General features: G+C 44.5%; 8 protein-coding genes and 1 tRNA gene. 5 read left to right on the forward strand and 4 right to left on the reverse strand.

What is annotated here, in order from left to right:
• Positions 1 to 75: 75 nt before the first annotated feature.
• Together QWZ04_RS09285 and QWZ04_RS09290 are read left to right on the forward strand one after the other, a co-directional pair.
• Positions 76 to 166: transfer RNA gene (locus QWZ04_RS09285), tRNA-Ser, on the forward strand.
• A 528-nt stretch (positions 167 to 694) separates the two neighbouring features.
• Positions 695 to 3,388, forward strand: a complete 2,694-nt coding sequence (locus QWZ04_RS09290; protein WP_290327238.1) for a hypothetical protein — start codon at positions 695 to 697, stop codon at positions 3,386 to 3,388.
• A gap of 77 nt (positions 3,389 to 3,465) precedes the next feature.
• Here QWZ04_RS09290 and QWZ04_RS09295 read toward each other — a convergent pair whose 3' ends face one another.
• The gene (locus tag QWZ04_RS09295; protein WP_290327399.1) at positions 3,466 to 4,380 is read right to left on the reverse strand and encodes a histone deacetylase family protein; all 915 of its coding nucleotides are present in this window, start codon (positions 4,378 to 4,380) and stop codon (positions 3,466 to 3,468) included.
• 212 nt (positions 4,381 to 4,592) lie between these two features.
• Between QWZ04_RS09295 and QWZ04_RS09300 the strand changes: the two genes are divergently transcribed.
• Entirely contained in the window at positions 4,593 to 7,631 is a 3,039-nt protein-coding gene (locus tag QWZ04_RS09300) for an EAL domain-containing protein (RefSeq protein WP_290327240.1), read from the forward strand.
• 16 nt (positions 7,632 to 7,647) lie between these two features.
• On the forward strand, positions 7,648 to 8,334 hold the full coding sequence (locus tag QWZ04_RS09305; protein ID WP_290327242.1) for an SDR family oxidoreductase: 687 nt from the start codon (positions 7,648 to 7,650) through the stop codon (positions 8,332 to 8,334).
• 74 nt (positions 8,335 to 8,408) lie between these two features.
• Here the strand turns inward: QWZ04_RS09305 and QWZ04_RS09310 are convergent, their stop codons facing one another.
• The 3 genes from QWZ04_RS09310 to QWZ04_RS09320 all read right to left on the reverse strand — a co-directional run bounded on the left by QWZ04_RS09310 (position 8,409) and on the right by QWZ04_RS09320 (position 13,177).
• On the reverse strand, positions 8,409 to 10,370 hold the full coding sequence (locus QWZ04_RS09310) for a DNA topoisomerase III (protein ID WP_290327244.1): 1,962 nt from the start codon (positions 10,368 to 10,370) through the stop codon (positions 8,409 to 8,411).
• 101 nt (positions 10,371 to 10,471) lie between these two features.
• Positions 10,472 to 11,020 (reverse strand): NAD(P)H nitroreductase, encoded by a 549-nt coding sequence (locus QWZ04_RS09315; protein WP_290327246.1) that lies wholly within the window; start codon positions 11,018 to 11,020, stop codon positions 10,472 to 10,474.
• Between the two features lie 144 nt (positions 11,021 to 11,164).
• A complete protein-coding gene (locus tag QWZ04_RS09320) occupies positions 11,165 to 13,177 on the reverse strand; it encodes an NADPH-dependent 2,4-dienoyl-CoA reductase (RefSeq protein WP_290327248.1) in 2,013 nt (670 codons plus the stop codon).
• 164 nt (positions 13,178 to 13,341) lie between these two features.
• On the opposite strand from QWZ04_RS09320, the gene sppA reads away from it, so the two are divergent.
• A complete protein-coding gene (sppA, locus tag QWZ04_RS09325) occupies positions 13,342 to 15,192 on the forward strand; it encodes a signal peptide peptidase SppA (RefSeq protein WP_290327250.1) in 1,851 nt (616 codons plus the stop codon).
• Positions 15,193 to 15,287: the final 95 nt, after the last annotated feature.

Below are 15,287 nucleotides of genomic sequence, written 5' to 3' on the forward strand. Positions count from 1 at the left end.
GCGCATAAATCCAGCAAACGATTCATTTGGGGGTTTACAAGATTTCCAGTCCCCTATATTATTCGCTTCAACAACGGAGAGATGGCTGAGTGGTCGAAAGCACCGGTCTTGAAAACCGGCAGTCGTTTGTAGCGGCTCTAGGGTTCAAATCCCTATCTCTCCACCAATTCGAAGAAACCGCTAATCATTTAGCGGTTTTTTTTCGTCTCGAGTTTGGGCGGCAAGATTTGAAGCAAATCCCCCTATTCCTTGTCTGGCTCCACCATTTCGAAGAAACCGCTAATCATTTAGCGGTTTTTTTTCGTCTCGAGTTTGGGCGGTAAGATTTGAAGCAAATCCCCCTATTCCTTGTCTGGCTCCACCAATTCGAAGAAGCCGCAAATTATTTAGTCGCGGATTCTTCGTCTTGATTTTGAGAATAAAACTCAAAGCAGCACCTTCGAATTCCAAGCCATAATCAGCCCACTTTTCCGATACTATTGAAAAACCAACGTTTTATCTCGTTGAACAGCCAAATCATAACCACGCTATAACCAGCGCTAGCTATCTATAAAATGAGTGATAGCGATCACTAATATATAAAATATCAATAACTTCACTTTGTTTGTTAGCTTATGATTGCATACGAAAAATCTAATATAAGAAACACCGCACTAAGCAATTTTATTGATATAGTTATTAGGGAAAATACAGAATGAACACACGTTGGTTGTATAACAACAAAACCATCCTCGCGACGGCAATTACTGCGGCATTAGTCTCTGGCTGTGGCGGCGGAGGGGATAGTACCGATACAAAAGATCCTGCACCATCGACAAGCTTCACTGTAACCGCACTGGACGGATACTTACATAAATCTAGCGTCAGCATTGATGGGGACGGGGATGGCATATGTGAAACATCTGTCGGTTTAACCGATGACAAAGGCCAACTTAAGATCAGTGGCGCACACAAAGGCAAAGCAGTGTGTGTTTCTGCCACAGCAGGCACAACCATTGACATGACCCGTGGCTTGATAGTTGAAAACTTCACCCTTAAAGCCCCTGCTGGATCAGAAGTTGTTAACCCTCTATCTAGCTTAGTGGTAGAGAAGTTAGCAAAAGACGACACCTTGACGCTTGCCCTAGCCCAAAAAGCCGTTGTTGATGCCATCGTGGAAAGTGGCATTCAGATTGATGAAACCGATGCTTTTGGAGATTACCTCGCACCATCTAACTCGCCAGAAGACACACTAAAAAGCAAACAACTGGAAGTCATTGGTGAAGTACTGGTTGATAACCACACTAAAGCTAATATCACACCAGAAGCAAAACTCGCCATCGTTAAGCAAGTTGCAACTGAAGTCAAAGACAAAGCAACAGCGAAAGACTTAGAGGGTTTCAACCCAATTATTGGTGACATAGCGGAAGATGGAAGTGTCGCGCCAATCACGGTTAACCACCGACCAGTAAGTACTGGTGAAAAAAAACTTACAAAGACAGCAGAAGCATCTAGTGGTACTGCCAATTTTAACTTAGTGGCCGATCATGATTTGAGATTTAATGACAGCGACACAGGCGATACTTTCACCTACAAAGTTGCCGTCAATAGCGGACACCAAAATGGCGTAGCTATCAGCAACGAAGGTGTTCTTTCTGGTGTGAAAATGGATAAAGCCGGTGTTTATAGCTTCTACATTTCAGCGGTCGATAATCACGGCGCAAAATCCAACCCTGTAGAGTTCACTCTTACCTTAACTTCAGAAAATGCAGCGCCTACTATCGATTCAACGGTTCAAGCCGCATTAGAACAAACACTTAAAAATTTAGACTTCACAAAAGGCGTCGATTTTCCGAGCCAAACATTCAGTTTAGATGGGTTATTCCTTGATGAAGATGTTTCTTCTTTAACTATCAAAACCCACCTTGACGGATTTGGGCTTTCTTCGTCTATTGTAGATGGGCAATTGGTTATCGCAGGCACTCCTACCGTCGAAGGTGAAGTTAACATTGTTATTTCGGCCAAAGATGGAGTCAACCAAGATCAAGCAAGCACCACCATTTTCTTTACGATCAAGCCATCTGATGTTGTGGTTACTCACCCATTAGAGAATCACACATTTTATAATATTGATAATCAGAGTATTTCTGAGCACCCTCAACTTACTTGTAACGGTGTCGAATTTAAAAACGGCCTTGTCTATTTCTCGCCAAAACAAAGCGAGCACACCTATGCTTGTATTGAGCCGACGGAGCAAGTAGGAACATATCAAGTTAATGGAGATACTCTACGAACCACAATTACTGAAGAGAACAAAACCGTCATAGATGACTTCACTATTCTAAAGCCAATAGATGCTTTCACTTATAACGGCTACTTCGTCAAAGCAACCTCAGTCGCAGGACAAAATACCGGAGGACCAAGTGTCTGGTTAACAAACTTCTTTGGTAATACAAAACACGCAAATTTGACGCTAAATATGGAAAGTGGCTATTTCTTGTATCGTTACTTTGTTTGGAAAAATGATCACTACATCAACGGTGACGTAGGCATAACACTAAATGGCCGATCCAACCTAAATGAACAACCTATCGCCGCTGTTAGTTTCAGCTCTGCTCTAACATGTGCAGATCTAGGGACAATTTATGGTAGTTTCTATCTCTCTAACGAAAATCGCTCAACGGCTATCTCTACCCTATGTGAAGACACAAGCAATGGCCAACCTGTCATTAAGTTTAACGATTTAAATGGTACCGGAGACGACAACTTAATTGATGGTAAACACTATACGATAACTTCGGATCTTACATCTGAATATCAAGATAAAATGGCTCCATTAGCCATGCGTGTTAAGTACATTGCGACCAAGGCATGTAACACTTCAGATGATGCTGTCGGTCAAAATGATACTCCGACTTCATTAACGACACCAGAACAGTACCAGCAAGCTATCTCTGACTGTAAAATCAACAGTGCTACAATTACAAACGTCGAGTCGGTACTCACCAACTTTGTTCGAACCTTGGCCTCTAAGTCATTTTCTTTACGTAGTTCCCAAGATAACTACGTGTTCTATGAAAATAACCTTGGAGAGCGTTCGGTTCACATCAATGAACTGAATGGTTCAGGTCAGAATGGTGATACCGTCACTGAACAACTAGTCGCGAAAGCTAAGTGGAAATATGAAAATGGAGATATCGTCATTTTCGAAGCCAAAGATCCGACTAATGACAATGCGATGAATGTGAAAGAAACCATCGCCCTTACCAGTTGGAGCTACGATGAAAAAAACCTTGCTCTGAAAAAACTATTTCAAAGCGATGAGTACGATCAACACCAACTTGGTGGTTGGGAGACTCATGGGAAAATGTCTTCTATTGTTTACTCATTAAAAAGCATTTCTCACTAAAAATCAGTTTTCAGCCCAGCCTTTAACGGCAAGTGACTGATATTCAGAAAGGTGCTGTTGTTTCAGCACCTTTTCACTCACTCTTCGAATACACGGTTTGCCGCTCGTAACAACTGCATATGCAAAGGCACGAGATCTGCGTGATTCGTTCGATAACCTCCCCCTACCACTGCAGCTATCGGTATGTCACGCTGCTTGGCTAGGTTGAACATGAAACAGTCTCGCTGATACAAACCTGCCGTTGTCACGTTCATATATCCCAACTCGTCATCAATATGAATATCGACACCTGCATCATAAACAATTAAATCAGGTTGGTGGTGGGCAATCGCCATGGTCACAACTGACTCAAAATACGATAAAAAAACGTCATCGGCACATTCTCTCTCCAACGCAACATCGTAGTCTGAACTGGGTTTCCTCGCCGGAAAGTTTTTAGCGCAGTGAAAAGATAAGGTAACGATGTCTTCCCTGTCTGCGCAAAGTGTTGCCGTGCCATCCCCCTGATGTACATCAGAATCAATGATAAGCACCTTATCAACACCGTCTTGTTCTAGTGCAAAATGAGAAGCTAATACCAAATCGTTAAACAAACAAAAGCCGCTGCCATAATCATAATGAGCATGGTGATACCCGCCGCTAAGGTGTAATGCTACGCCATTTTTAAGCGCCATTTGGGCCGCGAGAACGGTACCACCAGCAGAGATAAGCGAACGCTCGACCAATGCTTCACTCCATGGAAAGCCAATTCGTCTCATTTTTGCCACAGCTATTGAGCCAGATACTAAAGAAGAAATATAATCACCTTGATGGACTCGATGCAGTTCTTTTGTCGTCAAAGGCTTAGGTGTAATGATTGAATATGATGACTGATTTGATTCCAACCACTTCGTTGATGCTTCATATAGCAGGCAATATTTATCGATTGGATAACGATGCTTATCCGGTAAAGGTAAAGCGGAGTAAACAGGATGATAAATAATCGATAGCATGATTTTTGCCCAATCAAAAACATAACCTAGTGTACCAACACTCCGAGGCACCACAACGTATAACGCATTATTTGATCCCATTTACACGCTGATATAATTCATTCATACCGAACGAGATGCACATAACAGAACAACGAAAATGGAAGCGACTTACTCTAGCGAATCATTATCTTAATATCGAACCTCTAAATTTGTAAAACTCAAGGATTGAAATGTCACAAGCTTCCAAAAAACGAACAATCGGTGTTGTTCTGCCTATGCTGAGTGGTTTCTACATGGGAGAGATTACAGCAGCCTTACGCGAGCTCGCCATCAAACATCATTTCAATCTGATTGTCATACGAGTAGGCCATTCCCGAGACTTCGAACTCCCAGTAGCTGTATCCCAAATCGACGCTTTACTCGTAGTTCTCCACTGTACTTCAGATGCACTGATTAAAATGGTGATAGACAAAAATATCCCCGTAATCTCTATCGGTGCCAGTTACTTACCGCTTAAAGTAGAACAGATCACAAGTAATCAGAGCCACGGAATTGAGCTTCTTTATCAATGGCTCGTCTCACAAGAGCACGAGAGCATTGGATTTTGTGGTGACTTGAATATCAATGATATTCGAATGAGATTTAAAGCATATCAAAGCCAGTTAGAAGCCCATCAACACACATTAAATACCTTAAATCTATTCAACGTGACCGACGCGTCATTATCTGGAGGAAGAGAAGCTGCCGCTTTATACGAACAACGCCAAGCACCATGCTCGGCCATCATATGCGCGACCGATTACAACGCCATCGGGCTCATCGATAAACTCAAGCAAAGTGGCAAACGCATACCTCAGGATCTCGCCGTTGTTGGGGTAGACAATGTATTTCTTGGCGCTCACGGAAACCAGCAACTTACGAGTATCGATCAACAACTTGAATTACTGACCAAACTGGCGATCAAGCGTCTACTCGAGCGACTAAATGGCTCCCCTTACAACCACTGCACTCATACGGTAGATCAAAAACTGATCGTACGCTCATCATGTGGTTCACCAAAAGCATTAAGAACCACGGACGTACAACTAAGCTCCATTCGTAAAGATTTACTGCAAAATTCTGACCGCTCTCCCGCAGAAGTCTTCGAGACGTTATACTCTCAAGCGCAGTCAGGATTTGATTCACTATTTAACCTACAAGGCCTTTATAACAGCAGTATGCAATGGGCATGTTATGCGTCTAGTACAGACTCTAAGTTCCAAATCACTAAAATTTCGAGAAAAAACGTTAGCCATAGCGAGACCCTAAATTCACCTATTTCAGGTAATGTAGAAAGCTTCCCCCCGTCCCACATGACCAACCTTTCAATTCCGGAGCACTCCATTCGTACGCTGATGCCCATTGCCAGTGGTGAGGATAAACAGTGGGAATTGCTCGCCGTGGTTGATGACCTACAAAGTGGCTGCAGCATTAACGACTATGCGATGTTTAATAACTACCTTGATATGTTGTCACTGTTTTTAGAGCGAGACGCCTTGCTCAATACCACGCAACTTAGACAACAGCGCTCTCAAGACCTATTAAGTCAATTACAAGTTGTATCGAATACCTCTAACGATGGGATCTGGGACTGGGACATCAACTCTAATATGTTGCACTGGAATAGTCGGTTAGTCGACATGTTAGAACTGAACCCTAATGGCCTTCAAAACTCTATTAATTGCGATACATTATTTGACTGCATCCATGCTGATGATATTGAGAAGCTAGAGAAAGGCATTTCAGATCACCTACTCGATGGCGCACCTTTTAGAGGTAGTTTCCGTGCCAAGAAAAAAAATGGCGACTACCTTTGGCTTCAGATTAATGGCTCGGCCATTTATGGTTCAAACGGGCGACCTATTCGTCTAATAGGCTCAATGACAGACATTACTCAACAAAAAGTCAGTGCCGAGAAAATACACCATATGGCTTACTATGATTCGCTCACCGGCGTTCCAAACCGGCGTATGATTACTGAAAAACTGCAACACTATACCGAGTCTAATTCATCTCAATCCTTGGCTGTCATGTTAATGGATTTGAATCGATTTAAACTGGTTAACGATACGTTCGGACACGATGTGGGTGACGCCGTACTCTGCCACGTTGCTAACAAAGTCAAAAGCGTCATGCGTAAAGGGGATATCTGCGCTCGTTTAGGAGGCGATGAATTTCTTTTCGTATGCCCCATCGCTCACCCTCAACAGGCTCGTGAAATTGCAAAGCGCATTCTAACGCAAATCGAAACGCCTCTAACCTACCAGGGCTTGAATCTACAAAGTCAGGGAAGCCTTGGAATTGCGTTGTTTCCACAAGACGCCACTCGGTTCGATGATTTGATAAAAAAGGCAGATATTGCGATGTATCGAGCAAAACAATTTAAATCGAAGCAGCTCACCTTCTATAGCAGAGACATGGAAGGTGAAAGTAAAATGCGAATTTCAATTGAACAGCTGCTAATCAAAGCGATAGATAAACAGGAGTTTGAAGTCTGGTATCAACCCCAGTTCGACTTCACGTCTAACAAAGCCAAAGGAGCTGAAGCTCTCATACGTTGGCCGTCTCGGCATCAAGGCATGATTTCTCCTGCTGAATTTATCCCAATTGCCGAAGAAAGTGGCCTAATTGGCCTAATTGGTCAGTTGGTATTGACCCAAGTCTGCCAAGATTTGGTCAGTAACCCACTATTAAGTCAATACAACAAAGTTTCTATCAATGTGAGCCCATATCAACTGAGCCAGAAACATTTTGCCGACGAAGTGATACAAACCATACTCGCGCACGACTTACTGATGACACAGTTTTGCATCGAAATAACCGAAACTTGTGTCATTGAGAACTTCGAACATGCACTGGCTAGTTTGGATAAACTCCATCAAGCTGGCATTCAGATTGCGTTAGATGATTTTGGTACAGGTTACTCTTCTTTATCGCTACTCAGACAGTTACCTTTAAGTGAGGTAAAAATCGACCGCTCTTTTATGCAAGAACTCACTCAGCAGCATGCAAGCCAAACCTTAGTGCACTCCATCATCACCATGTGTCATGCCTATGGCTACATTATTACCGCCGAGGGCGTAGAAACCCAGGAACAGATGGATTTATTGCGAAACCTAGACTGTGATTTGGCTCAAGGATTTTTCCTTGCGAAGCCAACACCACTCGGAGATTTGCCAATCCACTTTCCGCTAGAAAAAGAATCCGTTAAAGTGACCTCCAATATTTAAATTCACTGGAGGCTCGATGAGTCATGTATTAATCACCGGGGCTAACCGAGGCATAGGACTCGCTCTCGTGCAGCAATATTTAACAAATGGTTGGCAGGTCTCAGCGACGTATCGGTTGGCATCAGGTGCACAAGACTTGATCGAATTAACAGAACAGTATCCAAGCCTGACACTTTACTGTATGGATATCACCGACTATGACGAAATTGCCGGATCAGTATGTGAAATTGGCCCTATCGATGTGTTGATCAATAACGCAGGGTATTATGGCCCTAAAGGTCGTGGGTTCGGCAATACCGACGTCAATGAATGGCGTAAAGCGCTTGAAATCAACACTATTGCACCGTTGAAACTGGTCGAGTTACTGCATGAAAAACTAGAACTCGCCTCAGGAAAAACCATTGTGTGCATCTCTTCCAAAGTGGGCAGCATGACCGAAAATACGTCTGGTGGCGGTTACATCTATCGCTCATCCAAGGCGGCGTTAAACTCTGTTGTTAAGAGCCTTCACAACGACTTATCCGAACACGGATACAAGGTTGCAGCCCTACACCCTGGCTGGGTGCAAACGGAAATGGGGGGTGAAAATGCACTGATCTCGACAACTGAAAGTGCGCAAGCGCTATTTGTGCGAATTTCAGAACTCACTGCCGAACAAAGTGGTCGCTTCTTCAATTATGACGGCAGCGAACTGCCTTGGTAACCAGTCCTTTTCTAAAGCTATACCGATACAACGCTATACCGATAAAAAGATGCGCACGGATGCGCGCTCTTGACTTACTTCTTCGTTGAGCGCCGAGTTTTAGCCGATCCTTTACCGCCATTTGTTGCTCTACGCTTCTTATACGCTGGGCGTTCTACCTTGGGTAAATGACGCAAAGATTCAGGCACAGGCTCTGTTTTTACTTGAGTCATTAATCCGCCGATTTTATCTTCCAACGCTTGCATAAAAGGTTGATAGGCCTGGTTCTTTTCTGCCATGCCCTGTAGTTGATGTTCCCAATGTGCCGTCATATCAGGAAAGGTTGAATCATTAGGCAGTGCATGAACCAAACCTCTCCCAGCAGGAGAACTGTGAATCGCTTTACCTTGTCTCATTAAGAGCTGACGCTTGAACAAGGTATCCAGAATTCCCGCTCTTGTCGCTTCTGTTCCAAGGCCATCGGTATCTTTCAGAATCTTTTTCAAATTCTTATCTTCAACAAAACGCGCTATGCCAGTCATCGCTTGCAGAAGTGTCGCCTCAGTAAAGTGTTTCGGGGGTTCGGTCTTCCTGTCTTTAATTTCACCTTCACGACAAGTTAATACCTCTCCCTTGTTTAGAGGTGGAACCGTATCAACACCGTCATCTTCTTCGGCTGCAGCTTTACCGAGTAACGCTTTCCATCCAGGCGATAGCATCTGCTTGCCTTTCGCAACAAACTGACCACCAGCGATATCGAACACCAGCTTAGCTTCGGCATATACCGCCGCAGGATAGAACTGCATCAAGTACTGACGCGCTATCTGCTGATAGATTTTCATTTCATGGCCAGATAAAGCGTTGGCCGACGCCTTTTTGGGGGTTGGGATAATGGCGTGGTGTGCGTCCACCTTTTTATCATTCCAAGCTTTAGATTTAATCGACAGATCAGCCCCGTTGACCGCTTGTGCCAACTCGCTTGTATTGTTTGTAATCGCACTTGTGACCGATGCCGTCTGAGCATAATGTTCACTGGGCAAGTATCGGCAGTCCGATCGCGGGTAAGTAATTAACTTATGCTTTTCATACAACGACTGGCAAGTATTCAGCACATCTTGAGCGCTCATACCAAACCTTCTTGCGGCATCAATTTGCAAAGAAGAGAGTGAGTAAGGCAACGGCGCATTTTGTTTGGTTTGCTTTTGCTCAGATTCAACCACGGTTGCGGGTTGCCCTTTAATTCGATTAGCGACGTTCTCGACCAACTTTCGATTGAGAATTCGTCCTTCTTCATCTTGCCAAGGCGCACAGGCTTCACTTGGTTTCCATCGAGCACGAATATCAAAAGCAACGCTGGTCGATTGGTAAGGAATAAGAGCATGAAGTGTGAAGAAATCTCGCGGAACAAAGTTCTCTATCTCTTCATCTCGACGAACCACTAGGCCTAAAATAGGGGTTTGTACACGACCAACAGACAGCACACCTTGATACCCTGCCTTTTGACCAAGCAAGGTATAGGCGCGAGTCATATTCATACCATAAAGCCAATCAGCACGAGAACGAGCCAGAGCAGAAACAGAAAGAGGAATGTAATCGCGATTAGAACGCATCGTCGTCAACGCTCTTTTCACTGCAGGTAAGTTCAAGTCGCTAATCAACAGGCGTTGCATCGCGCTTTTTTTTATTTTAGACACTTTGCAATAATCGATGACCTCATCGACTAGCAGTTGACCTTCTCTATCAGGATCCCCTGCATGCACTATGTCACTGGCACTTTTTAGCAGCTTTCTTATCACCGTAAGTTGCTTGCTCGAGCTTTTGCGAGGACGCAGTTGCCATTGATCTGGCACAATAGGTAAATCGCCCAAATTCCATTTTTTGTATCTATCATCATACGCGTCTGGCTCTACTTGCTCTAACAAGTGACCAATGCACCACGTAACGATATCGCCATTACCACAGCGGATAAAACCCTGATCATTTTTATGAGGTTTAGGTAACGCTGAAGCGATAGCACGACCAAGGCTGGGTTTTTCGGCAATAAACAGGCGTGACATGCAGGATGTTCTTTTATAGGAATTAGAGCCACATTATCCAATCTGGCTCTGGGAATGCAAGAAAAACTGGCTGTATATACAGCTAACAATATCTATAAGTGCTATAGGTACTCAACAAATTTACCAAGATCGCGTTTTTGCGCTCCCATCGGTTCACAGCCAGGAGTTCCCAAGTACAGGAATCCGACAATTTTGTCTTCGTCTGTTAAACCCAACCCTTGTTCAACATGAGGATGAAACATTAACGGCCCTGAACGCCAAATACCCTGAAAACCTTGCGCTACCGCTGCCATTTGCATCGCTTGCACTGCACAGCCCGCTGACAAATGTTGTTCAAATGCAGGGACTTTAGGGTGTTCCGATACTTTTGCCACAACAGTAATAACCATGGGTGCTCGGTGCGGCGCATTCTGAGCTTTGCCTTGAGCGATTTCATCGCCACCATCTGTCACTACAGCGTCGTGCAATAGTGTGCCTAACTTGGTGAGCCCCTCTCCTTGAGCAATCACGAAACGCCAAGGGGTAAGGCCACCGTGATCCGGTGCTCGTAGCCCCGCTTGAATGATGTTTTCCAACGCGCTCCCCTCAGGGGCAGGCTCCGCAAGGCGAGCAATCGAACGACGATTAAGTAGCAGTTCTAACGCATCCATTATAAGTACTCCATTGTTTTTCTTAACTTTAGCATAACATTCATTATTTATTGACGTGCAAAAAATAAGGGTACTGAACCTTTTTAAGTTCAATACCCTTTTATATCAGACGGACACAAGCAAGAATGTGTCTGTGATTTGATATTACAAGCTAATCGCCAGCTTTACACCTTGGCGAATAGCTCGAACCGCATCAAGTTCACCCGCTTTATCTGCCCCGCCAATCACATGCAGTTTATCGCCCATCTCTTCCCACATTTCATGGAATGGACGAACGGATTCTTGACCTGCACATATCACAACCGTATCGGCTTCAAGCAACTTCGCTTCGCCGTTATGTTGAATATGCAGACCTTGATCGTCAATTTTTTCGTAGCTCACGCCACCCATTAGATTGACGCCTCGCTTTTCTAGCGTGCGCTTATGAATCCAGCCAGTTGTTTTACCCGGCCCTTTACCCACACGACCTTTACGACGTTGCAATACCCACACTGTTTTTTCTGATGACTCATGAGGGTATGGATACAAACCGCCAGGATGGGCAATCTCTTTATCAATGCCCCAATCATGTAACCAATCATCAAGATCATGGCCGTGAGGCTCTGTCAGCATAGAAGCGACATCCACCCCGATACCGCCGGCACCAACAATGGCAATTTTATCACCCACTAGAGACTTTTCTTTAATCAGCGTTTGGTAATCAATGACTTTATCTGGGTTGTCGATCCCTTCGATCTTCACTTTACGTGGTGCCACACCCGATGCCATAACGATTTCATCGTACTGATCCAAGATATCGTAAGTCGCTTCCGTTTCGAGTTTCAAGTTCACACCAGTGTCATCAATTCGGTTAGCGAAATAACGGATGGTTTCTCTGAATTCCTCTTTACCCGGGATCTGCATCGCCAACCTGAATTGACCACCAATGCGGTCATTTTTCTCAAATAGGTCTACATCATGACCACGTTCTGCGGCCGTAGTTGCACACGACAAACCAGCAGGGCCAGCACCGATAACGGCAATACGCTTTTTAACCGTCGCAGGTTGTACGACAATTTCTGTTTCATAACATGCTCTTGGATTCACCAAGCACGTGGCACGCTTGCCTTTAAAAATGTTGTCCAGGCAGGCTTGATTACAGCCGATACAGGTATTGATCGTTTGTGCTTGCTCGCGCTCCGCTTTTACAACAAATTCTGGGTCCGCTAGGAAAGGTCTCGCCATTGACACCATATCTGCATGACCGGACGCCAATGCTTTTTCTGCTTCTTCTGGTGTATTAATTCGGTTACACGTAATAACAGGTACAGTCAGATGTGGTTTAATTTTTTCCGTCACCCAAGAAAATGCAGCGCGTGGTACTTGAGTCGCAATGGTCGGGATTCGAGCTTCATGCCAACCAATACCCGTATTGATAAGAGTAACACCTGCTTTTTCGAGTTCTTTCGCAAGCAACAACACCTCTTCAAACGTACTGCCCTGCTCGACTAAATCCAGCATAGACAAACGGAAGATGATCATGAACTCTTCGCCTACGGCTTTACGGATTGATCTCACAATCTCTAATGGGAAGCGGATTCTATTTTTGTATTCTCCGCCCCAGGAATCGTATCGCATGTTGGTTCTTGCACAAATAAACTGATTGAGTAAGTAGCCCTCTGAACCCATCACTTCGACGCCATCATATCCAGCTAGCTGTGCTAGTGACGCACTGTTCGTAAAGGCTTCAATGGTTTTCTTTATTTGTTTTTCGCTCATTTCACTCGGTGCGAACTTGGCGATAGGTGCTTTAATCCCTGATGCGCTTTGCGCGAATGGATGCATTGCATAACGACCAGCATGCAGTATTTGTAGCGCTATTTTACCGCCGTGCTTATGCACTGCCTCAGTCACAACTTGATGCGCCTTAGCGTGTTTCGGCTTACTAAATTCAGCACTTAACGGGTGTAATCGACCACGTAAATTGGGAGAGAAACCACCGGTTACAATAAGGCCAACGCCACCTTTAGCCCGCTCCTCATAAAACGCCGCCAATCGGTGCATGCCTTTTTTGTCTTCTTCAAGACCGGTATGCATTGAGCCCATCAGGACACGGTTACGTAGTTGAGTAAATCCCAGATCAAGCGGTTCTAGTAGGTTCGGATACATAGGCGACATCACTTATTCACGTTTATAGTTATGGTCTGACCAGAGTATCCACATCGACACAAAACATCAAACACCTGTTTACATTTCTACAACATAGATCAATCTTCTATGTTCAACCCCACAAATATGACGTAGGATTACTTCATCTTTAATACGGCCTAAACTGGTAGAAAATGAAGAAGCTATTCAAATTTATCGGCATGATTTTTAAAGGCATATGGAAAGTGATTAACTTTATCCGTGTGGCTATTTTTAATGTGTTTTTCCTTGTTATTCTTGGCGGAGTGTACTTTGCATTCACTCAAACAGACTCACCTCAACCGACAGTAAAAGAAGAATCCGCTCTGGTTCTGAATTTATCAGGCCCCATTGTAGAACAACGCAGCTACATGAATCCGATGGATTCGGTTACGGGCTCTTTATTTGGCAAAGATCTGCCTAAAGAGAACGTGCTATTTGATGTGGTGGATTCCATTCGCCATGCCGCAGAAGATGACGCTATTTCTGGCCTTGTTTTAGCCCTGCGCGATATGCCAGAAACGAACCTCACTAAGCTGCGTTACATGGCGAAAGCCATCAATGAATTCAAAGCATCTGGTAAGCCTATTTACGCCATTGGCGACTTCTATAACCAAAGCCAATACTATTTGGCCAGTTATGCCGACAAAGTCTTCCTGTCTCCCGATGGCGGTGTTTTGTTGAAAGGATATGGCGCCTATACCCTTTACTACAAAGAAATGCTCGATAAGCTGGACATCAACACCCATGTGTTCCGTGTTGGTACTTATAAATCGGCCATTGAACCTTTCACCCGCAACAGCATGTCTGATGCTTCAAAAGAGTCCGCATCTAATTGGCTAACCCAACTTTGGGATGCATACGTCCATGACGTATCGATAAATCGTAATGTTGAAATGCAAACCTTAACACCATCAGAAGATGAATTACTTGCTCAGATACGTAGCGTCAAAGGTAACGTCGCTCAACTGGCCTTGGATCTCAACCTTGTGGATGAACTGGCTACTCGGCAACAAGTACGTAAGGCCTTAGTGGAAGTCTTTGGTGACAACAGCAACGATAGTTTTAAACACATTAGCTACTACGACTACTTGGCCACCATGCAAGCTAAATCAAACGATGCCGCTAATGACATCGCTGTGATTGTGGCCAGTGGTGCCATAATGGACGGCTTCCAACCACGTGGCACCGTAGGTGGAGACACTGTCGCTTCTTTAATGCGTGATGCTCGTATTGACGATAAAGTGAAGTCGGTGGTTCTACGAGTCGATAGCCCGGGTGGCAGTGCCTTTGCGTCCGAAGTCATCCGTAATGAAATTGTCGCGTTACGCGAAGCGGGTAAACCCGTGGTCATCTCGATGTCTAGCTTAGCGGCGTCTGGTGGTTACTGGATCTCCATGAGTGCAGACAAAATCATCGCACAACCGACGACATTAACCGGCTCCATCGGCATTTTCAGCGTCATTACGACGTTTGAAAAAGGCTTAAACAAATATGGCGTGCATAATGATGGCGTTGGTACATCACCATTCTCGGATAGCGGAATAACTCGAGGTCTAACCGCGAGCGCATCAGAAGCCATTCAGCTTGGTATTGAACATGGCTATCAGCGCTTCATCGGATTAGTTAGCGACAGCCGTGCTATGTCCCTTGAGTCGGTAGATAAGGTTGCTCAAGGTCGAGTCTGGACAGGTAAAGATGCTCTCGAGTTTGGGCTCATTGACCAAATCGGCGACTTTGACGACGCAATTAACGTTGCCGCTGAACTCGCAAAGCTGGAAGACTACAACATCTACTGGATTGAAGAACCGTTATCCTCAACGGAGCAAATTATCCAAGAGCTGATTAAAAACGTTAGCGTATCGCTCGGTATGGACTTTGAAAGCTTAATTCCTGCCGCGTTGCAGCCAGTCTCGAAGCAACTAGTACAAGATAGTAACTTACTGACCAGCTTCAACGATCCACGTGGTCAGTATGCATTTTGTCTAAATTGTCAGGTTGAGTGACCCACTCCTCACTGCAAAATAAAATAGGCGCAATTGCGCCTATTTTTGTATCTTCCTTTCTTCTATACTTCCGCCACTGTTCCCACGAATCGAAT

Origin of the sequence: Vibrio tapetis subsp. quintayensis, assembly GCF_030409945.1 — a bacterium.
Lineage (GTDB): Bacteria > Pseudomonadota > Gammaproteobacteria > Enterobacterales > Vibrionaceae > Vibrio > Vibrio quintayensis.

Bases quoted from the DNA above. Each gene is read 5' to 3' on its own strand.
- QWZ04_RS09290 (WP_290327238.1), top strand. From the start codon at position 695: ATGAACACACGTTGGTTGTATAACAACAAAACCATCCTCGCGACGGCA.
- QWZ04_RS09295 (WP_290327399.1), bottom strand. From the start codon at position 4,380: ATGCTATCGATTATTTATCATCCTGTTTACTCCGCTTTACCTTTACCG.
- QWZ04_RS09300 (WP_290327240.1), top strand. From the start codon at position 4,593: ATGTCACAAGCTTCCAAAAAACGAACAATCGGTGTTGTTCTGCCTATG.
- QWZ04_RS09305 (WP_290327242.1), top strand. From the start codon at position 7,648: ATGAGTCATGTATTAATCACCGGGGCTAACCGAGGCATAGGACTCGCT.
- QWZ04_RS09310 (WP_290327244.1), bottom strand. From the start codon at position 10,370: ATGTCACGCCTGTTTATTGCCGAAAAACCCAGCCTTGGTCGTGCTATC.
- QWZ04_RS09315 (WP_290327246.1), bottom strand. From the start codon at position 11,020: ATGGATGCGTTAGAACTGCTACTTAATCGTCGTTCGATTGCTCGCCTT.
- QWZ04_RS09320 (WP_290327248.1), bottom strand. From the start codon at position 13,177: ATGTCGCCTATGTATCCGAACCTACTAGAACCGCTTGATCTGGGATTT.
- sppA (WP_290327250.1), top strand. From the start codon at position 13,342: ATGAAGAAGCTATTCAAATTTATCGGCATGATTTTTAAAGGCATATGG.